At 69.0% G+C, this 23,524-nt stretch carries 22 protein-coding genes and 1 pseudogene; 4 read left to right on the forward strand and 19 right to left on the reverse strand.

The genetic code is table 11. From position 1 onward, the window contains the following. Window positions 1-24 precede the first annotated feature (24 nt). The 4 genes from fdxA to IF28_RS0102930 all read left to right on the forward strand — a co-directional run bounded on the left by fdxA (window position 25) and on the right by IF28_RS0102930 (window position 2,007). Window positions 25-351 (forward strand): ferredoxin, encoded by a 327-nt coding sequence (fdxA, locus tag IF28_RS0102915; protein WP_030213361.1) that lies wholly within the window; start codon window positions 25-27, stop codon window positions 349-351. 5 nt (window positions 352-356) lie between these two features. Continuing rightward, window positions 357-1,040: a helix-turn-helix transcriptional regulator gene (locus IF28_RS0102920; protein WP_030213364.1), complete on the forward strand. Its 684-nt coding sequence runs from the start codon at window positions 357-359 to the stop codon at window positions 1,038-1,040. Window positions 1,041-1,255: 215 nt separating this feature from the next. Further along, window positions 1,256-1,486: a cupin domain-containing protein gene (locus tag IF28_RS39690; protein ID WP_234324845.1), complete on the forward strand. Its 231-nt coding sequence runs from the start codon at window positions 1,256-1,258 to the stop codon at window positions 1,484-1,486. A gap of 86 nt (window positions 1,487-1,572) precedes the next feature. After that, window positions 1,573-2,007: a hypothetical protein gene (locus IF28_RS0102930; RefSeq protein ID WP_030213367.1), complete on the forward strand. Its 435-nt coding sequence runs from the start codon at window positions 1,573-1,575 to the stop codon at window positions 2,005-2,007. Window positions 2,008-2,363: 356 nt separating this feature from the next. Here the strand turns inward: IF28_RS0102930 and IF28_RS36875 are convergent, their stop codons facing one another. From IF28_RS36875 to IF28_RS0103025, 19 genes and pseudogenes are all read right to left on the reverse strand, one after another. After that, on the reverse strand, window positions 2,364-3,260 hold the full coding sequence (locus IF28_RS36875) for a RibD family protein (protein ID WP_051713594.1): 897 nt from the start codon (window positions 3,258-3,260) through the stop codon (window positions 2,364-2,366). After that, window positions 3,253-3,966, reverse strand: a complete 714-nt coding sequence (gene folE, locus IF28_RS36010; protein WP_078620823.1) for a GTP cyclohydrolase I — start codon at window positions 3,964-3,966, stop codon at window positions 3,253-3,255. Before folE ends, IF28_RS36875 begins: the two co-directional genes overlap by 8 nt. A 122-nt stretch (window positions 3,967-4,088) precedes the next feature. Then, window positions 4,089-4,547: a Crp/Fnr family transcriptional regulator gene (locus IF28_RS0102945; RefSeq protein WP_030213392.1), complete on the reverse strand. Its 459-nt coding sequence runs from the start codon at window positions 4,545-4,547 to the stop codon at window positions 4,089-4,091. Window positions 4,548-4,785: 238 nt separating this feature from the next. Beyond that, window positions 4,786-5,148 (reverse strand): DUF488 domain-containing protein, encoded by a 363-nt coding sequence (locus IF28_RS0102950; RefSeq protein WP_030213397.1) that lies wholly within the window; start codon window positions 5,146-5,148, stop codon window positions 4,786-4,788. Window positions 5,149-5,179: 31 nt separating this feature from the next. Continuing rightward, window positions 5,180-5,677 (reverse strand): VOC family protein, encoded by a 498-nt coding sequence (locus IF28_RS0102955; RefSeq protein ID WP_324616045.1) that lies wholly within the window; start codon window positions 5,675-5,677, stop codon window positions 5,180-5,182. A gap of 135 nt (window positions 5,678-5,812) precedes the next feature. Beyond that, window positions 5,813-6,295 (reverse strand): hypothetical protein, encoded by a 483-nt coding sequence (locus IF28_RS0102960; RefSeq protein ID WP_030213400.1) that lies wholly within the window; start codon window positions 6,293-6,295, stop codon window positions 5,813-5,815. Further along, the gene (locus IF28_RS0102965) at window positions 6,292-8,076 is read right to left on the reverse strand and encodes a glycoside hydrolase family 15 protein (RefSeq protein WP_037892461.1); all 1,785 of its coding nucleotides are present in this window, start codon (window positions 8,074-8,076) and stop codon (window positions 6,292-6,294) included. The genes IF28_RS0102960 and IF28_RS0102965 overlap by 4 nt, the downstream gene beginning before the upstream one ends. A 238-nt stretch (window positions 8,077-8,314) precedes the next feature. Further along, the gene (locus tag IF28_RS36880) at window positions 8,315-8,839 is read right to left on the reverse strand and encodes a DUF2231 domain-containing protein (protein ID WP_051713597.1); all 525 of its coding nucleotides are present in this window, start codon (window positions 8,837-8,839) and stop codon (window positions 8,315-8,317) included. Between the two features lie 668 nt (window positions 8,840-9,507). Then, entirely contained in the window at window positions 9,508-10,548 is a 1,041-nt protein-coding gene (locus IF28_RS0102975) for a PP2C family protein-serine/threonine phosphatase (RefSeq protein ID WP_078620824.1), read from the reverse strand. Window positions 10,549-10,752: 204 nt separating this feature from the next. Beyond that, window positions 10,753-13,107 carry a SpoIIE family protein phosphatase gene (locus IF28_RS0102980; RefSeq protein WP_037892463.1) on the reverse strand — a complete coding sequence of 785 codons (2,355 nt, stop codon included), beginning with the start codon at window positions 13,105-13,107 and terminating at the stop codon, window positions 10,753-10,755. 378 nt (window positions 13,108-13,485) lie between these two features. After that, window positions 13,486-13,722, reverse strand: coding sequence for a hypothetical protein (locus IF28_RS0102985; RefSeq protein ID WP_030213411.1), 237 nt, complete (start codon window positions 13,720-13,722; stop codon window positions 13,486-13,488). A gap of 154 nt (window positions 13,723-13,876) precedes the next feature. Beyond that, complete coding sequence (locus tag IF28_RS0102990) at window positions 13,877-14,533, reverse strand: potassium channel family protein (RefSeq protein WP_030213417.1); 657 nt, start codon at window positions 14,531-14,533, stop codon at window positions 13,877-13,879. Next, on the reverse strand, window positions 14,530-15,189 hold the full coding sequence (locus tag IF28_RS0102995) for a potassium channel family protein (RefSeq protein ID WP_030213418.1): 660 nt from the start codon (window positions 15,187-15,189) through the stop codon (window positions 14,530-14,532). The genes IF28_RS0102990 and IF28_RS0102995 overlap by 4 nt, the downstream gene beginning before the upstream one ends. Window positions 15,190-15,194: 5 nt before the next feature. Then, window positions 15,195-17,945, reverse strand: a complete 2,751-nt coding sequence (locus IF28_RS0103000; RefSeq protein ID WP_078620825.1) for a cation-translocating P-type ATPase — start codon at window positions 17,943-17,945, stop codon at window positions 15,195-15,197. Window positions 17,946-18,695: 750 nt separating this feature from the next. Further along, window positions 18,696-18,791, reverse strand: a pseudogene (locus tag IF28_RS39380) (decaprenylphospho-beta-D-erythro-pentofuranosid-2-ulose 2-reductase); the annotation flags it as partial. Window positions 18,792-19,041: 250 nt separating this feature from the next. Then, window positions 19,042-21,411, reverse strand: a complete 2,370-nt coding sequence (locus IF28_RS0103010; protein ID WP_030213420.1) for a glycoside hydrolase family 65 protein — start codon at window positions 21,409-21,411, stop codon at window positions 19,042-19,044. Next, window positions 21,408-22,166: an HAD family hydrolase gene (locus IF28_RS0103015; protein WP_030213421.1), complete on the reverse strand. Its 759-nt coding sequence runs from the start codon at window positions 22,164-22,166 to the stop codon at window positions 21,408-21,410. The genes IF28_RS0103010 and IF28_RS0103015 overlap by 4 nt, the downstream gene beginning before the upstream one ends. Window positions 22,167-22,199: 33 nt before the next feature. Further along, window positions 22,200-22,466: a DUF6343 family protein gene (locus IF28_RS0103020; RefSeq protein WP_030213433.1), complete on the reverse strand. Its 267-nt coding sequence runs from the start codon at window positions 22,464-22,466 to the stop codon at window positions 22,200-22,202. 40 nt (window positions 22,467-22,506) lie between these two features. Then, entirely contained in the window at window positions 22,507-23,373 is an 867-nt protein-coding gene (locus IF28_RS0103025) for a universal stress protein (protein ID WP_030213434.1), read from the reverse strand. Window positions 23,374-23,524: the final 151 nt, after the last annotated feature.

The following is a 23,524-nucleotide window of genomic DNA, read 5'->3' on the forward strand; positions in this document are numbered from 1 at the left end:
CTCGGGTGGCGTGAGGAGCGCATCGTGACCTACGTGATCGCCGAGCCTTGCGTCGACGTGAAGGACAAGGCGTGCGTCGAGGAGTGCCCCGTCGACTGCATCTACGAGGGGCAGCGTTCTCTGTACATTCACCCGGACGAATGCGTGGACTGTGGGGCCTGCGAGCCGGTCTGCCCGGTCGAGGCGATCTTCTACGAGGAGGATGTCCCGCCGGAGTGGCAGGACTACATCCGGGCGAATGTCGAGTTCTTCGACGTCCTCGGCTCACCCGGCGGCGCCGCCAAGCTCGGGCTCATCGAGCGTGACCACCCGCTCATCACTGCACTGCCGCCACAAGTCCGGGAAGGCTGACCAACATGGCCACCAGCAAGGAGCGGGGGGATCGGGAACAGCTTTCCGAACGCCGTCGCGCAGTACTCGACGCGGTGCAGGCCGCCGTTGCCCCGCTGGGCGTCACGGAGGTCGCCGACCGGCTCGACGTGCACCCCAACACGGTGCGCTTCCATCTCGACGCGCTCGTGGCGCAGGGCCGCGTTGAACGAAAGGTGGAGCAACCGTCGGGTCCGGGACGCCCGCGCACGGTCTACGTGCCGCAACCGGGAATGGACCGGGGTGGAGCGCGCCGTTACCGGCTGCTGGCCCGGATGCTGCTCAGCCAGCTGGCTTCGGCCGGGTCTGGCGCCGAGGAGGCGGCCACCGACGCGGGGCGCGCCTGGGGTCGGTATCTGGTCGAGCACGTGCCCCCTTCCCGTCGGCTGAGTGCTGACGAAGCCGTCGGCCGGCTGGCCGCCATGCTCGACGATCTGGGCTTCGATCCACAGATCGGCGATGACGGTGAGGTGCCTGGGCCCGTCCGGCTGCGGCACTGCCCCTTCCTCGAACTCGCCGAAGAGTACGGCACGATCGTCTGCCCGCTCCACCTGGGCCTGATGCAGGGCGCTCTGGGCGAACTGCGCGCCCCCGTGGAAGCGACCCGGCTCGAACCCTTCGCCGAACCCGACGCCTGCCTGGCGCATCTCGCCCCCTCCACGGCCGCATAGTCCCGCTCGTGTACCAGCCCCTGCACGGATACGAAACGCACTGCGGGCCCACCCGCGCCGGAATCGAGGAGTCCCCATGTACGTCGCCGACACCGAAACCGCGACGCGCCGCCGGGCCCCCGTGACCGGACGGCCCGACCGCCACACCGCTCACGACCGCCACCACCTCCGACCAGGTCGCCGTCATCCACGTGGAGATCCCCCCGGGCAGTGGCATGCCCGAGCACGACCACGGCGCCTCACGGATTGTCCTGATCCCGGTCGCCGGGTCGGTTCAGGTGCGCCGCGGCCAGGACGTACACACCCTGGCGCCCGGCTCGGCCGCACACCTCGACGCCGGTGAGCGGGTCAGCCTCGCGAACCTGGGCACCGAACCCGCCTCGCTAGTGGTCGTGGCCTCGCCCCCGGAGTTCGCGCACCGGCTGGCAGCGTGGCCGATCGTCTGAAGCACCGGGATTTCTACTCGGCGGTGACGTCCCGCAGCTACACCTGACGGATGCCGCCGGCCCGGACACGAGAGAGGCCACCAGTAATGAACACGACGTCGGCGGCCGTGGCAGGCGCCGTCACCTTTCTCTGGCTCGGGATGGTGCTGGCGATCTCCTTCCTGGAGGCGCCGTTGAAGTTCCGGGCACCGGGCGTGACGATCCCGATCGGACTCGGCATCGGACGGATGGTCTTCCGCGCGCTCAACCTCGTCGAGACCGCCCTCGCCGTCATCGTTGTCGCCGCGGTCGCCACGGCCACACCGTCCACGGCCGTTGTCACGCTCACTGCGATCACCCTGGCCGTCCTGGCCGGACAGCTCGCCGTCGTCCGCCCGCGCCTGAACAGGCGTTCCAGCGTCGTGCTCGCGGGCGAGGACCCCGCGCGGCACCGCTCCCGCGCCCACCTGTACTACGTGGCGCTCGAGCTTGTGAAGGTGCTGTCCCTGCTCGCGTTGGGCTGTGCGGTCCTGGCCCGGTGACCGAGGGTGTGGATGATTTTCCGTGCACCTGGAGTGCCTGAACTCGTCCCTCTCAGCGCAGCCGAGCGGCTCCCGCGATCACCGACGTGCTCGTCCGCGCACGCCCGAAAGGTGCCGGGCCACCGGAACACTCCGCCCGGGCACCAGGGTGGGCGCTCGATAGCACTCGTCGGACCTGAGGCCAAATTGCCGGTGCCGGCACGCCCCTTCGATTCCAGCAGCACGCAGGCACAGCCGGATCAGCTGCTCCGCGGCAGCTGGTCGGCCTTGACCTGGGAGATCCTGATTCTGGGAGTGGGCTGCAAGCCAGCCGACAGCCTGAGCGTCCGTCGCGGCGCCGGCACTATCGGCCCGCGTCACATGGCCACCTCGGATCGCAGGCCGACGCGTGCTCCTGAGGAGCGAAGTCGATAGCGAAGGAACAAGTACGAATCCCGCCGCCGGGCGCTGATCAGATCGGCCCACGCCGGTTGCTTTGGCAGCAGTTCGAGTCCCGTGATCAGTCCAGGGCGCGAGGTCTCGGCGCGGCCGGCGAGTACCGGGGATGTCGTGAGGAACAGTTCATCCAGCAAGCCCTCACGGAGCAGGTTGCCGATGAGGTGCGGTCCGCCCTCGGTGAGCACCGCGGTGTGTCCGCGAGCGTGGAGAACCGCGAGTACGTCGGCCATACGGAGGACGGACCCTTCACCTGCGGTGAGTGTCGTGGACGCCGGCGGCAGGCGTCCTTCCAGTCGACGGGCGCCTTCCACGGTGGTCGCCACGAGTGCGTCCGATTTCAGGGCTGGGTGCTCGGTGGGGAGGTCACCGCTCGCGGTGACCACGACCAGTTTCGGTTGGGCGGCGCGTCGCAGATTCCGCCGCAGCTCGGCGAAGGCGGGAGCGGCCTGCGGGCAGACGTGGTCGGGTGTCCATTGGTGGCCGGGCGTGGCTCGGAGTGTGCCGGCTCCGATGAGTACGGCGTCGGCGCAGGCGCGCAGCACTCCCATGACGAATCGGTCCGTGGGTTCGCGCCCGCTGATGGCCGAGCCGGAGGAGGGGTATTCGGGCCCGAGAGCGACCACTCCGTCGATGGAGGTGACGAAGTTCGCGTACACACATGGCAGGGCGAAACCCAGATCGCCGCCGTAGGCAGTGGCGAGCGCCGGGGGCAGATCGAAACGGGGCTGCCCGGCCTCCTCGTACAGCAGCTCCAGCGGCTCCAGGAAGGCTGTCTGTGTGCCTCCTACGGAGTGCCCGGTGCTGTCCTCAGCCATGGCCGGCCAGGCCCCGCTGGCCGCACAGCGTGAAGAATTCGCCTCGCAGTTGCGGGTCCTCGTCGTAGGTGCCCCGCCAGTGGGTGGTGCGGGTGCTGGACTCGATCTCCCGAACGCCGCGCATCTGCGTACACAGGTGCACCGCTTCCAAGTGGACCGCAACACCGTGGGGCTGCAGGATCTGCTGCAACGATTCGGCGAGCTGGCGGCCGATGCGCTCCTGCATCGAGAACCGGCGGGCGAACAGCCGCACCAGCCTCGTCAGCTTGGACAGGCCGAGGATGTGCTCGTGTGCGATGTAGCCGATGTACGCCTTTCCGGAGAACGGCAGAGCGTGGTGCTCGCAGAGGGCGAAGAACGGGATGGGTCCTTCGACGATCTGGCTGATCCGGCAGTCCGATCCTCCGTGGCATTCGGTCTCGAAGGCGGTGACCAGCTTCTCGTCGCCTTCGTACCCGCTGGTGGCGTCGAAGAGGGCACGCAGGAAGCGGCGGGGGGTGTCCGCGGTGGCCTCTGACCCAACGGCCAGGCCCAGCGCCCCGAAGATCTCACTCATGTAGCCCTCGAACCGCTGCCACTCTTCGGGGGCGATCTGCCGCGGAGACACGGCTGCCCACTCCGCCTCGTCGGTGAGGGGTACGAGCCGTTCGCCCACCATCCCCACGACGGGCGGGGGAGCATGCATCTGCGTGAATTGCTCGTTCATATGCGGCCTTAAGACGCGACGAACATGCCGTGGAGTGGGTTTGTTCCATTATCGCTCTGTATGTGCCGGAGCGCTGAGCGAGTTCAGGTAGGCGTCCTGTGTGCGGCACACCGAGTTGCCGGTCAGGGCCTGGGCCCACTGCCGGCTGGCCCGTACAGATCCAGCAGGCGTGTCCGGGTGGATTGGAGTCGGTTCCCGACCACGGTAGCTACACAGCGTGTGATCGCCAGCCCCAGCTCCGGATCCTCCTCGATCAGTGTGCGCACCGCCGCCGCGTCGAATTCCAGTGCATGGACCGGGCCATGTGCCTCTGCGCCCAGCTGCCAGGTGTGCGGTGGGACCAGCCACGACCAGCCGAGCAGTTCACCCTGGCCGATGGCGTCGACGGTGGCCGCCCGGCGGCCGGGGACACGCACGTCGAGAGCAACCAATCCGGTGAGGACGATCCAGAACCGGTCGGCTTTGCTGCCCTCCTCGAAGATGCGGGCGCCTGCGGGGAAGGACCGGTCGGCAGCGAACTTCAGCAAGCGGTCGCGGTCTGCGGGCGAGAGCAAGCTCAGCAAGTTCGTCGTGGTGGCCATTATTAGTCTCCAGTCCTCAGAGGCACTGTCTACGCGGAATTTCCTGCCGAGGAGCGGCGACAGGACCCCGCTGGGACTGGCCTGCCCTACGGGCCGATCCCGCCAGGGGCCCTCGGGTCCGTGGCGCTGTCCCGCCAACAGGTGCAGCTGTCGGCGCTGCGGCTGTGCGCGTGTCGTGTTGTTTCGCAGAGCCCCGTTCGGGGGCCTGCCGCGGGAGTGGAGCTCGCTTCCCGTGCTGTCAGCTCCGGAGCAGCTCGGCAAGCACCTCGGCTTTGCTGACCTCGGGATGCCTGGTTGCGGTGAGTAGTGTCAGGGTTCGGTCTTCGGCGAGGTCACGCAGGTGCGCCAGAGCGTCTGCGCGTTCGGGGTCTTGGAGCTCGGCCTGGTAACGGTGCCTGAATTCCGCGAAACGATCGGGGTTGCGGATGTACCACTTCCGCAGCTCCGCGGAGGGTGCGACCTGCTTGCACCACTCGTCGAGGTGGGCCTTCTCCTTGGTCATGCCCCGGGGCCAGATGCGGTCGACCAGCACTCTGGTGCCGTCGGTCTGCGCAGGTGTGTCGTAGACGCGGCGGACGTGCACCGTTCGCGTGTGTGCCATGGAGGGACCTCCTGGCGAGTACTGCGCGGCATCACACGTAGTAACGAGAGATGATCTCGAGCCGCGCTACTTCGTCCGGTCCCGGATACGCCACCAGGACCGGCAGGCCGCTGGGATCCCGGCCCTCGATGAGGGTGAAGCCCTCAGCTTCTCTGGTGTCGACGCGGTCGGAGCGGGCTCTGAGTACGCGCTCGCACCGCTGGAAGTCGTCGGGGCCGTCCGCCGTCCAGATCACGTAGTGCGCGCCGACGTGGCCCGTGGGGTGGATGGCGTGCGGGCCCACGGCCCGTAGGTATACCTGGAAGCCGTTGTGGCTCACGAGCAGCGCGGCAGTGGCGGTGCGTACGGTGACCTCCATGTTCAGCAGCTCCCCGTAGAAGTCCGCCGAGGCGTCGTGGTCGTGGACGAACACCACAACCGAGGCCAGCCGGGGGCCGCGCGCCTCCGGTCCGCTACCGGTCGGCTCCGAATCCGGTGAAAGCTGCGCAGGGTGCTGGCCAGGGGACGCCGTTTCATGTGGGAAGGCCATGCGGCCCCCTTCCGCCTTCGACCGCGATACGAGGGCTTCTTTGGGCGGTTTCCTGGTCCGGTTTCCACGCTACCCGGACCGTGTCCTGCCCGCTGGAAACGTGCAGCAGGCCCTGAAGCGTGCGGCCACGGGTTCTCAGCCTGGCCATGCAAGGAACCCGCCGACGATGGTGCCGTAGGCGAGGTGTGCGGTGAGCGTGACGGCGGGTGTGCCGGGCCCGTAGTTGAGCATGAGGAATCCGGGTGGTTCGAGCAGCGCGACATGGGGGGCACTGGTTTCGGGTTGGCCCATGCGCGGGTGGACGAGCGGCAGCAGGATGTTGACGAGCGCGGTGGTGGCGAACAGGCCGTGGACGAGGCCGAAGACGCATCCCAGCCACCAGCTGCTGTAGCCGATGGCGACGAAGACCGCGTAGTAGAGCAGGGCGAAGATCAGGCCGTTGATGAAGTGTGCGCCGTAGCCGAGGGCCTTGGCGCGGGTCCGGTTGCTGGTGAAGGCGGTCCCGAGCAGGAAGGGCAGATCGATGCGGGTGAGGCTGAGGGCATTGGCCGCGCGCAGGCCGGTGGTCAGGATCAGGGTGCCGACAAGCCCGCCCGCCAGTGCGGCCCAGATGCTCATCGTGTGGCCTGGCCGATTGCGCAGGCGGCGCTGATCAGGGCGAGGTGGGACAGGCCCTGGGGCAGGTTGCCGAGGAAGTCGCCGGTGGCGGGGTCGATCTCCTCGCTGTAGAGGCCGACGTCGTTGGCGAGAGGCACGAGCTGGTCCATGAGACGGGCGGCTTCGTCCGCGCGGCCAGTCCGGGCGAGGGCTTCGGCCAGCCAGAAGGAGCAGGCGAGGAAGGCGCCCTCGCCGCCGGGAACTCCGTCGGCGCCGAGGTAGCGGCTGACGTAGGGACCGTCCTGCAATGCCTGCTGGATGGCGGCGACGGTGCCGCGCATGCGCGGGTCGTCGGGCGACCGATAGCCGTGGAGTAGCCCGAGCAGGAGGCCGGCGTCCAGGTCGTCGCTGCTTGCGGAGCGCACATAGGTGTTCAGCCGCGGGCTGAAGCAGTGCTCGTCGACGAAGTCGGCGATGGCCTGCCGTTCGCGCCGCCAGCGAGGCGCGTGCCGGCCGGGGATCAGCCGCCGCTGTGCAAGGTCCAGGGCGCGCTCAAGGGCGACCCAGCACATCATCTTGGACTGGGTGAAGTGCTCGGGAGCGCTGCGGACCTCCCAGATGCCCGTGTCAGGCTGCCGCCAGACGGTGCAGACGAAGTCGGCGATCTGCGCGAGCCGGCGGGCGATGTCGGCGTCGAGCCGGTGGCCGGCCGCGGTGTACAGCCACGCGGTCTGCACCAGCTCCCCGTAGGTGTCCAGTTGGAGCTGGTCGGCGGCGGCGTTGCCGATGCGTACGGGCGTCGAACCGCGGTAGCCCGACAGGGGAAGAGTCTTCTCGGGCGTGCGGGCGCCGCCGTCGAGGCGGTACAGGACGTGCAGGCGGGGGTGAGTGAGCTGGGAGGCGTGCATCAGCCACCAGAAGTAGCCGGTCGCTTCCGGTGCGCAGCCCAGCTTGAGGAAGGCGTTCAGGGTGAAGGCGGAGTCGCGGATCCAGCTGAAGCGGTAGTCCCAGTTGCGTTCCCCGCCGAGGTCCTCGGGCAAGGAGCAGGTTGCCGCGGCGGCGACCGCGCCGGAGGGGGCGAAGACCAGCAGCTTGAGAGCGAGGGCGCTGCGCAGCACCGCCTCGTACCAGGGCCCCGTGTAGGTGCGGCCGTCTGTCCACTTCCTCCAGGTGGCGGACGTGTGGTCCAGCCGGGCCTCGCACTCGGCGCGCGTGGGGAGCACCAGCGGCTCCCGGTGGGCGTATGGCAGCGCGAGCATGGCCCGTGTACCCGCATCCGCACGGAAGCAGGATGCGACGGCATCGGAGGCGGGCTGCGGCTCTCCCGCGTCCCAGGCACAGATCGCAACCGCCTCGGGACCCGAGGTGACGACCGGGACGCCTGCACGATATGTCAGGTGCGGTGCGCTTGCGCCGTAGCCGAAGCGCGGCTGGACACTCCAGCGCATGGGGACGCTGCCCGCCAGGCCCTCGATCCGCCGGACCAGCTCCCGGCCAGGCGCCAGGGACCGGGCGTCAGGAATGGTCAGCGCGTCGGTCACCCGAACCGTGCCGCCTGTGGTGGTGAACGTCGTCTCCAGCACGTTGGTGCCAGGCAGGTAACGGCGGGAGGCGGTGTAGGGAGCCTCTGGCCGGAGGACGAACCGTCCTCCCTTGAGGTGGTCGAGCACGGCGGCGAACACGGTCGGCGAGTCAAGGTCCGGCCAGGCCAGCCAGTCCACCGAGCCGTCCCGGGCGACGAGCGCGACGCTGCGGCCGTCCCCGATCACCGCGTAGTTCCGCAGTTCCGTGTACCCGTCCATACGTGCCGGTGGGCCGGCCGGGACGTCTGACAGATCAGGCAGGTCCGTCTGCCGGCTCCAGGGCATGTCCGGCGTCGGCGAGGCAGAACCCGAACTGGACGGTGTAGGTGTCACCTGAAGGCACCCTTTCCGGTAATCCGCGTCCTCCTGGTCGAGGAGGAGGTCGGCCACGGGTGCGTCAGTGGCGGTGGAACGGCCGGTCGGCGGCTCCGGCCGCTGAGTGGCCTGGCTACGCCGTTCAAGCCACGTGGGAGCCGCGGTGCAGGTGGATCAGCTGGGCGTCCTGCACCGCCTGTTCATCGCTTTCCTGGAGGGGTGTGAGCCGGATGCCGACGTGGTAGTCCTGGACCAGCGTCCAGCCCAGGAAGCCGGCGCCGAGCGTGCAGGCGAGTCCTGCCGCGGACAGTGCCAGTCCGGGAGTGACGCCAGTCGCCGGGCCATCCCAATGGGTGGCGTAGATGGCAAGGCTCGCTCCGAAGAGGCCCAGCGCCGCGACATTGAGACCGCCGTGGGCAATGCCGACGGTCTTGGCCGCCGAACGGCGGGGAATGCCGAACGCCAGATCGGCGATGCCGGGCAGGGCTGCCAGCAGTGCCGTGCCAACCCCCGCGATGTTGAGGGCGATGGCCAGGTTGAGCCAGAACTGCTGCCCGTTGGCCGCGTAGACGGCGAAACCCACCAGCGTGCCGGTGTAGCAGGCGATGGGGAACCCGACGAGCATCGGGTGAATGGGATGGCCGGCGATGGTGATCTTGCTGTACATGGCACCTCCAGGCCGGTTGGTCCGTGCTGAGCCTTTCCAGCCTCTCCCTCGATGTACAGGAGCGCCAACGGGGCCGACCAGCGGTTCGGATCCTGGGCCTGACGAAGGGGCCCTGGCCTCACTTCGGCGGATTCGAAGGTGTCTCACCCGGAGTGTCAGAGCGGCACCGACAAAAGCCCGGTGGCCCCCGTCGCTGGCGCGGTACGGGGTGTCAGACGCCGACGGGGCACTGAGGGGGTTCGTTTCGTGCCTCTGGAGCCGGTCGGCGGGCGCACCGCCAGTGGTCTGCGCGGATGCCGCATGGGCAGGGGGAGCCCTCACTGGCAGGGGGATTTGCCAGCGAGCCGTCGTAGCCGCAACGTCGTCCTCCAGGCATTGACCGGCAAGAGGTCCGCGGTTCCCCGCGGCCGACCTCTGAACCTCTTGCAGTCCCCGGACACAGGCTCCTCGGCTCGCAGGTACCCGCTGAAGTGAGGCGCAGGTAGCACACGAGCGTCGTCGTTGTTGGCCACATGTCGGCGACGCGTGAATGTGACCCACTTCCGACGCTTGGATTGCTACCGGTCCACTTTTCAGCCGTCGCCGACAGCCGCATGGGTTCTGGAGGGCACCTCGCTACTGAGGTCGCCTACAGGCCGTGGTGTGGTCCCTCTACTGGAAGCGCCTGTTCAGAAGGCTCTGCGAACCACGAGCGCCGTGATGTCGTCCCGCTGTTCACCTGCGGTGTGTTGGCTCAAGTCTTTGGCCACATTGTCGGCGACTTCCCAGGGGGAGACGTCCGCCCAGGCCCGCAGACGCTCTTCGAGGGGATAGAAGTCGCCGGTGATGCTGCGTGCCTCGGTGACGCCGTCGCTGCAGGCAAGAAGTGTGGCCCCGGTCGGAAACGGGAACCACGCGACGGTCCGGGGTTTCGGAGCGAGGTCCGCAAGACCGAGGGGCACGCCGGGGTCGCCGAGCTGTACGGGGGCGACCGCTCCCGCGTTCAACAGGTAAGGCGGAGGGTGTCCGCAGTTGACCGCTTGCGCGTCCGCCGAGGCGTCTATGCCCAGGATGAGCGCGGTGACGAACCGTTCAGGTTCGCCGGTCTGCTGCGCGAAGACGTTGTGGCGGACGACGGCCCTCTCCAGGTCATCCACGAGCGCGGTGAGCGTCGGCTCGCGCAACGCGGCCTCGCGGAACGCTCCGAGCGCGGCGAAGGCGGCTCCGATCGCAGGCAGTCCCTTGCCCTGGACATCGCCGAAGAGCAGACGCGTGCCGTACGGCGAGGCCACCGCCTCGTAGATGTCTCCTCCTACCAGGCGGTCCTGTTCCACCGGCAGGTACAGGCCGTCAACGATCACCCGGTCGGTCAGGACGGGCAGCGGGCGCAGCACCTGCCGTTGCAGGGCGACAGCCGTGGACCGGACCCGGCGGAGATCGTGCTCGCGCCGGATCCGCAAGTGGCAGGTCAGGACGCACAGCACGCCGAGTGCTGCGGCCAGCACCATGACGATCACGTAGTCGTACCACGACGGGAGTGGCCGGTAGATCAGTACTCCGGTGATGACGATCAACACCCAGCCGACCGCGTAGACGGTCTGCCGCACCGTGCCGATCGCCGCCGGGAAGGCCGGCAGCAGGATCAAGAGGGGGGTGAGCCGCACGGTGCGGTCATCGATAGCCAGCTCCAGCGCCACGATCGGGATCGTCAGCGCGACCACATAGGCCATTGGAGCCCTGACCGCGCTTGTGGGAATTGCCGCGCTCTCGGCGCGTGACGTCAGTGGCTCGTCGGCTGCGCGAGATGGCAAACGCCTGCGGAACACACCACCAGCCTCCTTCAGTTGTTCCGACCCGGCAATGGCGGACGTCGCACCCGGTTGGTGTGATCACTCACCTGCGTTCTCGAGCCGTTCGTGTCTGCACCCGCAGGGTTACGGGTGCGGAGATGGGAGGGCTTGCTCGGTCCAGACGGTCTTGCCGTCCGGTGTATAGCGGGTGCCCCAGTTTCGGGAAAGTTGGGAGACGATGAAGAGGCCGCGGCCCCCTTCGTCGACTGTGCGTGCATGGCGCAAGCGCGGTGCGTTGGCACCGTCGTCCTGGACCTCGCAGGTGAGGGCGCGCTCCTTGATGATGCGCAGTTGCAGGGGTGGTGTGCCGTGGAGGAGGGCATTGGTGACCAGTTCGCTGACGATCAATTCTGTCGCGTAGGCGGTTTCGTCATCCACGCCCCACTCCGTGAGCTGGCGTCGGGCGTGGGCGCGCGCCGTACCGGCTGCCGTGGGGGCGTCGACCAGTCGCCAAGTCGCCACGTGATCGGAGGGGAAGGTGTGGGTGCGCCCGAGGAGGAGAACGGCGTCGCCAGGGCGGGTATCCCGGTACAGCCGGTACAGGGCGTCATCACACAGGTCCTGTAGCGGGCGGTCGGGATCGGTCAGCACCTGGCGCAGGGGGGACGGGTCGCCTGGGGGACGTGCCGCAGAGACGGGCAGGAGGGAGGTGGTGTAGAAGGCAAGGATGCTGCCGTCGGTGAGAGTGACCGTGGCCGTGTCGAAGGGCGGGCCCTCGGAGCTGCCCAGCAGGGGCCCGGCGGGAGAGTCGGGGATCTCGGTGGTGCCGTCGGGGCGGGCGATGACGGGCGCGGGGTGGCCGGCCCGGGCAAACGTGCACGTGCGGGTGAGGGGGTCGTAAACGGCATACACGCAGCTCGCATTGAGCGCCTGCCCGTGCATGGGGTCCCCGGGCGGGAGCGCCGCCCTCTCTTGGGCCAGGAGAATCGCGGTGTCGTTGAGGCGTGCGAGGAGCTCGTCGGCGTCCAGGTCCAGTGAGGCCAGGGAATGGATGACCGTTCGCAGCTGTCCCATGGTGGTGGCGGCGTGAATGCCCTGTCCGGTGACTTCACCGACCACCAGGGCGGTGCGGGCGCTGGACAGGGCGAAGGTGTCGAACCAGCCCCCTCCGCCCTCGTCGCCGGGCACGAGCAGGTGGGCGGATTCCACGGTGCTCTGCGAGGAAGGGCACGGAGGCAGCAGCCGACGTTGCAGGGTTGCGGCGATGGTGTGCTCGCGGGTGTAACGGCGGGCGTTGTCGATACACAAGGCTGTGTGGGCAGCCATTTCGAGGGTGAGAGCCACTTCTCTCTCGTCGAAGGTGCCGGCTTGTTCGGTCCGGTAGAGGCTTACCAGCCCCAGCACGGTGCCGCGCAGGGTCAAAGGTGCGGCGAGGAGAGTGCGGAGGCCGGAGGCGCGGATGGCTTCGGCGCGCGCGGGGTCGGCCGCCAGCCAGGGCGTGTCGGAATCCAGGAGGACGAGGCGGGGTTTGAGATCGGCCAGGGCCCGGGCGTAGGGGGTCGAGAACGGCAGGCTGCGCACGTCGCCTACCGGATGTGCCTGGGTCTGATGCTCGTTGCCGCTGTGGCGGAAGGCGGCACGGCGCAGCGGCACGTCCCGCCCGAGGGGGCCGAGCGGGGGTTCCTCGCCGCGCAGCACGGCATCCACCACTTCGACCACCGCGACGTCCGCGAAGCCAGGCACCACGGCCGCCACCAATTCCTGACAGCTGGCCACCACATTGAGGGTTCGGCCCACACCCTCCCGCACTCCGGCGAGGATCCGGAGCCGGGTGCGCGTCTTTTCGTATTCGGTGACATCGGCCACAGCCGCCGCAACCCCGAGGGTCGCCCCCAGCGAGTCCTGCAGACGGAAAGCCGAGACCAAGGCCGTGCAGCCTCGTCCCGGCGCGTCCTTGGGTTGCATGCTCACCACAAGCCCAGGCGCGGGGACTCCGCTCTGCAGCACCCCACGCAGCATGGCCTCCACCTCGTCAGGGGTGGACAGACCGTAAGCGTCAGTAAGGCGGCGCTGCGCGAGTCGTTCGCCGGGCGCGCCGCACATGACCTGCGCCGCATTGTTGGCCGACACGATCCGCAGCCTCTTGTCCAGGACGTGCATCCCTACCGGTGCATGGGCGAACAGCGCCTCCAGTGCCGCCGACCCCACACCTGCCGGTCCGGTGGCTTCCTTCGCCGGCGCTTGGAAGACGGCCCAAGCCACTGAGCCGTCACGGCGCAGCAGGGGCCGCACGCGCAGGTCGGCGTCGACCGCGTGACCGTCTCGGTGCTGCAATACCGCCTCACCAGGGCCTGTCTCCGTCCCGGGCTGAGAGCTTGCCGGCGTTCGGCTGACCAGGTGTGTCGCCGACCTCCCGATCGCTTCATCCGCCGCCCGCCCCAGCAATTCCTCCGCTTCGTGGCTCCAGCGCACCACCACCCCCTCGGCGTCCACGACCATGAGCGGAGCATCGCGTGCCACAGCAACCACCTCCACCACCTCCAGCCTGACCTGCCGGGGGTGCAGATGCGACCGCTCTCGCGACGGTGCGGCTTTCGGCGGTGGCCCAACTGGTCGGTGCCACGGCCCCGCCCTGGATTCGGTCATGGCCCGCGGGCCAGGGAGCAGCCGACGCCGGTACTCCTCTCAGCACGTGCCGTCTCGGCACGCCGTGCCAGGGTGCACGGTGCGGCAGCCGTGCCCGCCGCACTACAGTCCGCCCGTTCGATACCTGCCCGCTGCGTGGGTGACCCGCCTGGGGAGCACTCACGGTGTCGGACCGATGCGCAACGTTCGGTGGCGGCCGCCGCACGGAAAGTGCCTGCGCGCAGGCGGTGCTCAATGCAACCTCCAGGTGAACTTCCCGCCGCCCACCCACCGAACCACGCTTGGGTCATCGAGATCGTGGACCGTGATGCCTGTGGCATGAGCGGCGACGAGCACGTCCGTCATCGACGTTGCCTCACCGACCACTTCCCCGTCGATCTCCACAATGCGAAAGGGAGGATCACCGGGCTGTACTCCCAGCACGGTGATCCGCGGTGTCGAGATATAAGGGCTCGCACTCTCGGTCATGCAAAGACGGGTTCCACTTGGCGGCCGTCAATATGCCCGGCGGAAGGGTCTGTAAATCGGTGCCTGTCACCAGCACCCGCCCGGCTGCGCAAACATCCGCCACCCGTGGCTTCGGTCTTGACCGAAGCCACGGGTGGCGGGCGGGGTGCCCTGCTTACTGGAACGCGGCGTGGATTTCCTCCTCCGTCGCCGTGTGGGAGACCAGGAGGATTTCGTCGCCGGGCATCAGTTGTGTCTGTTCGGTGGGGACAGTGGGTTGACCGGCTCGGATGACGGTGGCGATGACGGTGCCTGTGGGGAGGCGGATGTCGGCGAGGGTGCGGCCGACGACGTGGGACTGCGCAGTGATCGCGGTTTCGATCACATTCACGCCTGCCTTGCTCAGCCGGAGAAGCGCCACGGTGTCGGTGGCGCCGGTTGCCTCCTCGATCAGGGAGATCAGGGGGCCCGTAGCGGGAACGGCCACGTCGACGCCCCAGCGGCGATCGAACAGCCAGGTGTTCTCCTCGTCGTTGACGCGGGCTGCTACACGGGGGACGGCGAATCTACGTTTCGCGAGCAGGCTGATGACGAGGTTGTCCTCGTCGCCTCCGGTGGCTGCGATGACGAGGTCGGTGGTGTGCGCCCCAGCGTGCTCGAGGAGGGGCGCCTCGCAGGCGTCTCCCGCGACGAGCCGCACGGGGAGATGGCCTTCGAGCTCGGCGATGCGGTCCTCGTCCAGGTCGACGAGGGTGACGTCGTTATGGGCTGCGGCGAGGACCTGGGCGATCTGGGCGCCGAGGCGGCCTGCACCGGCCACGAGCACTTTCATGTCCCGAGCTCCTTGTCCAGAAAGCCCCGTAGGCGGCCCAGAGCGGTGGCGGCAACAGCGAACGTGACCAGGTCGCCTGGAACCGCCAGTGTGCTGTGGGCGGGGACGAACGAATGGCCGGCGCGGGTGGCTTCCACGACGCGGATCTCGCCGTCCACATCCAGTTCGGCCAGCCGCCGCCCGGTGAAGTAGGCGGGCAGTTCGGAGCGGATCAGCAGGGTCTCACCGTTGCCGAAGCTGATCTCGGGGGTGAGATGTCGGTGCAGGAGCATCTGGTGGATCTGATGTACGGCCCAGCTCACGCTGGCGATGGTGGGGATGCCGAGATCGCGGTAGATGTCGGCGCGGCGGGGGTCGAAGATATGGGCGAGGACGATCGGTACTCGGTAGACCTCCTTCGCCGTCCGGGCGCTGACGACGTTGCTGCTGTCGCCCGAGGTGACGGCGACGAACGCGTCCGCGTGCTCGATTCCCACGGAGTCCAGCAGAGGGCGGCTGAACCCGTTGCCCTGGTGGAACTGGCCGCTGAAACCGGCGGACAGGCGTCTGCGGGCCTGGGGTCTGCGGTCGATGATGTGCACGTCATGGCCCTCGGTGGCGAGCCGGTCGGCAAGTGAGGAGCCCACCCGCCCACAGCCCACGATGATCACCCTCATCGCTGTCATCCCTTCCTGCCCAGTGGGCGGGAGCGTCGGCGCAGCCACCACTTGCGGGCTTCCTCCGCACCCAGCAGCACTGCGCCGAATCCGGCCAGAACCGCCCAGTCGGCTACGGCCAGCGGCGCGGTGTTGAACACGTCCTGCAGCGTGGGCACGTAACTGATCGCGGCCATCAGGGCCACCCCGACGAGTCCCGCGGCGAGCAGTCTCGGATTGGACAGCACTCCGATCCGGAAGACACTCTGCCGGTCCGTACGCACGGCCAGGGCCACGAAGAACTGACTGAGCACGATGCCCGCGTGGACCATCGTGACCGCCTCCCGGTACACGGGATTGTCTTCGGTGAAGTCGGCGTACGGAATCCCCGAGGCGCCGATGTGCCAGAAGAACACCACGCACACACCGAGCGCCTGGATGCCGCCCAGGAAGAGAATCCGTCGCACCACGGCCGCCGAGAACAAGGGCTCGCGCCGGGAACGGGGCGGGCGGTCCATGACATCGGGCTCGGGCGGCTCCGCGCCCAGTGCCAGTGCGGGCAGGACGTCCGAGCCGAGATCGATCGCAAGAATCTGCACCGCGCTGATCGGAACCAGCGGGAACCCTGTGAACGTCGCGGCCAGGACCGGCACGAGCTCGCCGATGTTGCTGGTGAAGACGTAGACGAGGAACTTGCGGATGTTCTGGTAGACGGATCGGCCCAGCTTCACTGCTGCGGCGATGGAGGCGAACGAGTCGTCCAGCAGCACCATCGCCGCGGCCTCGCGCGCGACGTCCGTGCCCGACGCGCCCATCGCAACGCCGATGTCCGCGTGTTTCAGCGCGGGGGCGTCATTCGCGCCGTCGCCCGTCACAGCGACCACCTCACCCCGGCGCTGCAGGGCAGCGACCACCCGCATCTTGTGCTCGGGGCTCACCCTGCACAGCAGCAGTTCCGTCGGCTCCCCGAGCAGCGCGTCAAGCGCGCCGTCGTCCAGCGCGTCGAGCCCGCTGCCGGTGACGACGGTGGGGGCGGGCTGCCGCACGATCCCCACACGGCGCGCCACGGCCTCCGCGGTCAGCGGGTGGTCTCCGGTGACCATCACGATGCGGATACCGGCGCGCCGTACCGCGCGGACCGACTCGCTGACCTCCGGCCGCGGCGGGTCGAGCATGCCGACCAGCCCCAAGAGCGTCAGCCCGGCCTCGGCTTCCTCCCGTGCGGGACGGGGATCGGGAAGTGTCCGGGAGGCGACCGCCAGTACGCGCAGCCCTTGGGAGGCCAGGTCGTCGTGCGCCGTGGTGACCGCAGCCCGCAACCGGGCTGTCAGGGCCTGTGGTCCGCCCTGCCAGTAGATGCCGGTGCAGCGGGTGAGCAGTTCCTGGGGAGCGCCCTTGACGTAGGCGAGCCACTCGCCGTCCGCACCGCGGTGGACGGTGCTCATCAGCTTGCGGGTGGAATCGAAGGGGAACTCGGTCACCCGCGGTGTGGCGGCCTCCTGCGCGGTCACGTCCAGGCCGGCCTTGGCCGCGACCACCAGCAGCGCTCCCTCGGTGGTGTCACCGAGCACCCGCCATCCCGCACGATCCGGCTGGCGGGACCTCGCCGCGTCAGCCAAGGGTGGTACCAGCCTGGCGTTGCAGCACAGGGCCGCCACCCGCAGCATTTCGTGTACCGGTCCCGGGTCCGCCACCTGGCCCGTCGGTTCGTATCCCACCCCGGAGACGGAGTGCGCGGTGCCGTCGGCCCACATCTGCACGACCGTCATTTCCGCCTGTGTCAGCGTCCCCGTCTTGTCCGTGCACACGACGGTGGTGGACCCGAGCGTCTCCACGGCCAGCAGCTTCTTGATCAGCGCATGCCGACGTGCCATGCGCCGTACGCCGATCGCCAGCGATACGGACAGCGTCGCGGGAAGGCCCTCCGGCACCAGCGCGACCATCACCCCGAGCGCGAACACGAAGGTTTCGACGAGGGGGTCCCCGGCGGGCAGTCGGACGGCGAACAGCACGGCCCCGATCGCCAACGCGGCCCCCGCCACGCGCCGGGCCATGGTGGCGACCTGGTGCTGAAGAGGGGTCTTCTGCCGCGGGGCGGCAGCGGTGAGCCGGAAGATGCGCCCGAACTCGGTCGCCGCGCCGGTGGCGAACACCACGGCTTTCCCGGAGCCGGTCACCACGTCGGTCCCCATGAACACGCAGTTGCGCGCCTGCAGCAGCGGACCGGATGCCACGGCTTCGTCGGTACGGCCCACTGCATCGCTCTCCCCCGTCAGAGCAGCATTGTTCACCGAGACGGCGTGTGCCTCGGTCAGGCGGCAATCGGCCGGCACGGCATCCCCCGCCTCAAGCACCACCACATCGCCGGGCACCAAGTCCTGCACGGGCAGTTCCCGCCGTTCACCCTGGCGCAGCACCCTGCAGGTGTGCGGCACCATCGCCTGGAGGGACTCGGCCGTGCGCTCGGCGGAGTACTCCTGTGCGAACCCGATCGCAGCGTTCAGCACCACCACGCCGAGGATCGCCACTGCCAGCTGCAGCGTGCCGGCGTCCCGGGGCTGTTGCAGTTCGTAGGCCAAAAGCGTGATCCCGGCGGCGACGAGCAGTACGACCGCGAAAAGATCGGTGAACTGCGCCGCGAACTGACGCCACAGCCCCTGTCGCCGCGGGCGCGGCAGTTCGTTGGCCCCGTACCGCTCGCGCCGTTCTGCCGCATCCGTCGGAGACAGCCCACGGGGCGAGGTGTCCAGCGCCGCGAAGACCTCCGTCGGCCCCATGTTCTGCACGGACCGGCCAGTCTGCTTCCGACCACCGCCGTCAGGTGTCAGTACGTCCGTGTCCGTACTCATCACTTCGGCCGGCGTCTCATATCGCGCTGCGATTCTGGGGGACGGCTGTCTGGCATCCAACCGGCAGCCGCCCGTCGTCCGTCCCCCACCTGAAGGGGGCTGCGGGCAAAGCGACGTCGGCGCGGCGGACGGCCTCGGTCAGGAAGAGTTCCCTGGGGGAACAACCGCGATGGGGCAGGCCGCATGGTGCACGGCCGCACGGAGCACGAGCCTGGCTTGCGACGCCGGGGCGCCCCGATGGCTGGGTCTGCCAACGACCAGCAGTCCCACTTTCTCCGCGTCGAGTGGGGCGGCGCTGAGCCGATCGTCTTGTGGTGGGAGGTGGTCAGCCATGCCACCACTATCCTGCCGCCCCGCGGGCGCCCGGCATGGCGGCGGGCGCCGGATACGGCCGTTCCGGTCCTGCCCGTCGTTGTCACTGGGACCTCCTGCGGTTACGCGAGCACCTGGCGACCAGCATGGCGTCACCTCCGGTGGAATTGCGGCATTCCTCCACTCGGGGGGTGTTATGTGTCCACGGATGTCTCCGGACACGCGGTGCTGACGCTCTCCGGGGTGCCCGTATGTCTTTGGTCAAGCTGGTCGGGTATTGCTTCGGAGCGTCTGGAACGATGTGTCCGTGCATGCCGGTGATCAGCTTGGCGAGGGTGTCCCCGCGCCGTGGTCCCTGGAACGACGATCGTCGTGCGCCTGGTCGCCGAGGATCCCGAAGGCGAGCAGCACCATGTCGACGTCGCCTTCCGTGGTGAAGATGTCCTTGATGAGCCGCTCGGCCATCCGTGGTGCCTTCGGCCGCTGCAGGGGTGACCAGCCTGTGTCGGCCTGCCTTGCGGATTTGGGCCGGTGACCCGAACTGTTCCAGGACCGTGAGGACGGTCGGTTGCTGAAACCGCAGCTCCAGGACCCGTTCCAGCGAGGGATGGATCTGGGTCAGCAGGCCGTGAAGCCGGCTTGCAATCCGTGCGTGCCTCGCCGTCGGCCCCGTAGGCACCGGCAGAGGTCGCTGGGGCCTCGGCCTCGAGCTTTAGTGCGGGAGCAGCAGTTGGCACGTTTCCCCCGGCTGGACGCACACCGCGCGGTCTGGCAGCCGGATATCGATGGGGGAACGGTTGGAGAGGGGCACCGTAATCTTGAGCTTTCCGTGCTCAAAACGCAGCCGCACGCCCCAATGGCCCTGGTAGCGGAGGGCGAATTCGTACGACGACAGCTCTGGCAGCGGCACGGGGTCGAGCCAGAGTGCTCGCTGGCGGGTCTCGAGCCCGGGCAGTCCGCGCTGTACGAAGTCGAGGGTGCCCGCCATGGCGCCGAGGTGGATGCCCTCCCCGGTGGTGCCGCCCTGTACATCGGCGATGTCGCTCCGCAGTGCCTCCTGGCAGAACATCCACGCTTCGGAGCGCCGGGCACGGGCGAGGACCCAGCCGTGGACCACGCTGCTGAGGGTGGACCCGTGGCTGGTGCGGGCCAGGTAGTAGTCGACGGTGCGCCGCCAGATGTCCTCATCGAGCCGGTGGCCCAGACGGTCGAAGAGGCCCTGGAGCTCGGACGGTGGGAAGAGGTACCCCAGCATCAGCACGTCGGCCTGCTTGGACGCCCGGTAGCGGTTGACGCTGTCGCCTTCCGCCTCCAGGATCCGGTCGAGACGCCGAATGTCGCCGTACCGCTTCCGGTAGCCGTCCCAGTCGAGTTCCGCGAGGTCGCCGTAGCCGGCGAACTGGCTGATGACATCGTCGTGGAAGGGCACATGAAGCGTGCGGGACACGTCCTCCCAGTGTTCGAGTTCACCGCCGTCCAGACCGGTGCGCTCGACGAGTTCCTGCCGGCGGGGTTCAGGAAGCGCGCGCAGTACCTCCAAGGTGCGAGTGAGCACCCACGCAGCGGTGACGTTCGTGTACGCGTTGTCATCGAGGCCGGGCTCGGGAGCGCCGGGATAGGCGTCGTGGTATTCGTCGGGGCCGACCACGCCGCGGATGTGGTGCCGCCCGAGGCTGTCGTCGAAGGTGGCCGAGTCCGCCCAGAAGCGGGCGACCTGCAGCAGCATCTCGGCGCCCTTGGTGTGCAGGAACTCGGTGTCGCCGCTCGCCTCGCAGTACTGCCACACGTTGTACGCCACGGCCGAGCCGACGTGCCGCTGGAGCCGGGAGTGGTCGGGCAGCCAGCGTCCGGAGTGCGGGTTGAGGTGCAGTTCTTGGGTCTCCTCGCGCCCGTCGCTGCCGCTCTGCCATGGGTACACGGCCCCCCGCCTGCCGATCGCGCGGGCTGCGGCTCGGGCGCGGTCCAGGCGTCGGTGGCGGTAGTGGAGCAGGGCTCGGGACACCTCGGGAAAGTGCAGGTTGAGGTACGGCAGGATGAACAGCTCGTCCCAGAAGACGTGTCCGCGGTATGCCTCGCCGTGCAGCCCGCGGGCGGGCACTCCCACGTCGAGGTCGGCGGTGTGCGGCGAGAGTGTCTGCAGGACGTGGAAGAGGTGCAGCCGCAGCACATGGCCGGCCTCCCCGGGGACGTCGAGTGCGGCCCGGCGCCAGAGCTGGTTCCAGGCCGTGCGGTGAGAGGTGAGTAGCTCGTCGAAGCCGGATGCGGCCTCGACTCGGTCGAGCGCGGCGTCCAGCGGATCGCTGATCGCGGGGTCGCGGGAGGTGTGCAGAGCGATGGTCTTGTCGACGGTGACGGTCCGGCCGGACGTCACGTGCAGGTGCACTCGCTGGACGGCACGGGGTGGCGTGTGCTGGGTGGCGACGGGTTCCCCGGCGGTCAGCCGGGCCGCCAGACCGATCCGGATGTCGGAGGTGCGGGTGCGGCAGCGCAGCCACACAGTGTCCGCGGCGGCGGTGCCGGTATGCACGTGGACCAGGTGGCCGCCGTCCAGGTCGCGGTAGCGGGGCACGCCTGCGTTGGTGACAGAGCCGTCGATTGCGGCCTCGACCTCCAACTCGCCGGCGAAGCCCTCGGCCGTGAGCTCGGTACGCAGGGCGGCGAGATGGGGGTCGGCCATGTGCACGATACGAAACTGGTGCACGGACAAGGCGCGTCCGTCGCCGAGCCCGTACCGGGTCCGGCGCTCGAGCAGGCCCGAGGACAGGTGCAGGACCTGGTCGTGGTCGAGCACGGTCGCCGTGTCCGGGGTGAGCCATTGCTGCCCGGCCAGGCGGAAACGCAGGGGAAGCCAGTTCGGGAGGTTGACCATGTCCTCGTTCTCGACCCGGCGCCCGGCCACTTCCGAGGTGAGCCGGTTGTAGCAGCCCGCCACATAGGTGCCCGGGTAGTGCACGTCATCCGCGACGCATTCGGATAGCGCCCCACGGGTGGCGAAGTAGCCGTTGCCCAGCGTGCACAGTGACTCCCGAAGACGCTCGTCCGCCGGGTCATAGCCCTCGTACCGCCAGGTCCAGCCGGTCACTGCGGCGTTCCTGCCACAAGCAGTTCTCCGAGGTCACGTACGACCATGTCCGCACCGTGCTGCACCAGTCTCGCCCCGGTATCCGGGCTGGCCGTGCGGTCCACGCCGACGACGAGGGCGAATCCACCGCGGCGGCCCGCCTCGACACCTGCCAGCGCGTCCTCGACGACGGCGGCGCGGTCGGCCGGGACGCCCAGTCGACGAGCCGCCTCGAGGAACAGATCGGGGTGCGGCTTGCCCTGCAGCCCCAACCGGGCCGCCTCACCACCATCGACGAGCACGTGGAACAAATCCAGCACCCCGGCCCGGATGAGGAGCTCACGAGCGTGGCGGGACGCGGAGGCAGCGGCAACGGACTTCCCCGCCCAGCGCAGGGCACGCACGAGCCGCACCGTGCCCGGATACACGTCGACGCCCTGCTCACGCAGCCGCGCTGTGAACAGCCGCTCCTTGTCCGCGGCGACAGCCCGCACCGTCTCGGCCGAGGGATCAAGGCCCCGTGAAGCGAGGAAAGCGGCCGCTCCGTCGAGCCGGGACCTCCCGTCCACGTAAAGGAGATAATCGGCGCGGACGTCGAAGGGGCGCCGCTGCGTGGGGTCCTCCGGCGGGTGCTCACCGAGAAAGGCGTCAAAGGCAACCTTCCAGGCGGCAGCGTGCACCCGAGCCGAGTCGGTGATCACTCCGTCGGTGTCGAAGACGACGGCACCGACGTCCCAAAGCACGGGTGCGAGCGTACTCCCGGACCGGACGGCCATGAGAACTCCTCTCGTCGGTGCGTGGGATCTTGTCTACCGGCGACGGCCCTCCGGCGGCACGTACGGCGGGACCTCGCGGCCCGGCTGCCAGCGCGAGCCCTGGTGCATACGCCGAAGGATCACGGCCATGCTGACGGTGACGACAAGCCACAGCACGCCGCACGCCACCGCCCAGCCGGGCCGCCCGACCACGGCGAACACGACCGTTCCGAAGGTCGCCCAGACCAGACCCCAGACACTCAGCCAGAAGCGCGCTCGCAGGGGACTCCGGGCTGTCATCGGTTCACTGCCCGTACGCATCAAAACCACTACTCCTCGACCCGTCCTGCGGGAGACGGGCTCAGCCGTGGGGCACAACGGCGATGGGACAGGCCGCATGGTGCACGGCCGCTTGGGCCACGGGCCCGAGCCGCGGCGCCAGGGCGCCCCGGTGCCTGCGTCTGCCAACGACCAGCAGTCCCGCCGTCTGCGTGTCGTGGACGACTACCTTGGCCGGGCTGTCAAGGGTAAGGACTTTGACCACCCGCACACCGCGGAACTTCTTGCGCCATGGACGGAGTTGCTTGCGGAGCTTCTTCTGCGCCTTGTCCGTGATCTCTGCGGCAACTTCAGGGTCCACGCCCCAGGGCATATGCGCCTGCACCGGTACCTCGTGGCCGTGGACAGCCCGCAGGGGCACTCCGCGTGCGGCGGCGGCAGAGAAGGCGAACTCGAACAGCTCATCGCATGGGTCCCGCAGGCTCAGGCCGACCACCACACAGTTGCCCACGGGAGAAGGCGCCATCTCCTCCAGGCTTGCACGTACGAGGACCACCGGCTGCTCGGCCCGTGACACGACGTCCATGCTGATGTTGCCAAGGAAGTAACTGCCAGCCGCCGCCAGTCCACGCGAGCCCAGCACGATCATCCGGGATTTCGCTGCCGCTGTCAGCAGGGCGGACCTGCCGTCGTCGGCTACAAGATCCGCAACGATGGACAGCACGGGGTAACGCTTGTGGAGCTCGACATGCGCGTCGTGAAGAATGCGCTGTGCCCAATGGTGCTGGTCACTCTCCGCGGAGCCTGTGCGGGGCCCCGGCGCCAGCGGGAGCCACGCGTGCAAAAGCCTCAAGGTAAGCCCTTGCCGGTCGGCTGTCGCCGCGCCCCAGCGGGCAGCGGCCAGGCTCTCGGGGGAGCCGTCCAGACCCACAGTGAGCACTGGCTTCATAACGACTGCCTTCGTCTCGATAGACGCTGGGTACCGAGAAGCGGGAAGCGTTCGTCCCTGTCCGTGGCCGTGAGGCCCCAGGCCGCCCGGCCAACGGGCTCCTGTACCAAATACACCCCAAACGAACTCCTACCGCACTGCGAGCGCCGCA

Source organism: Streptomyces sp. NRRL WC-3626 (genome assembly GCF_000718785.1).
GTDB lineage: Bacteria > Actinomycetota > Actinomycetes > Streptomycetales > Streptomycetaceae > Streptomyces > Streptomyces edwardsiae.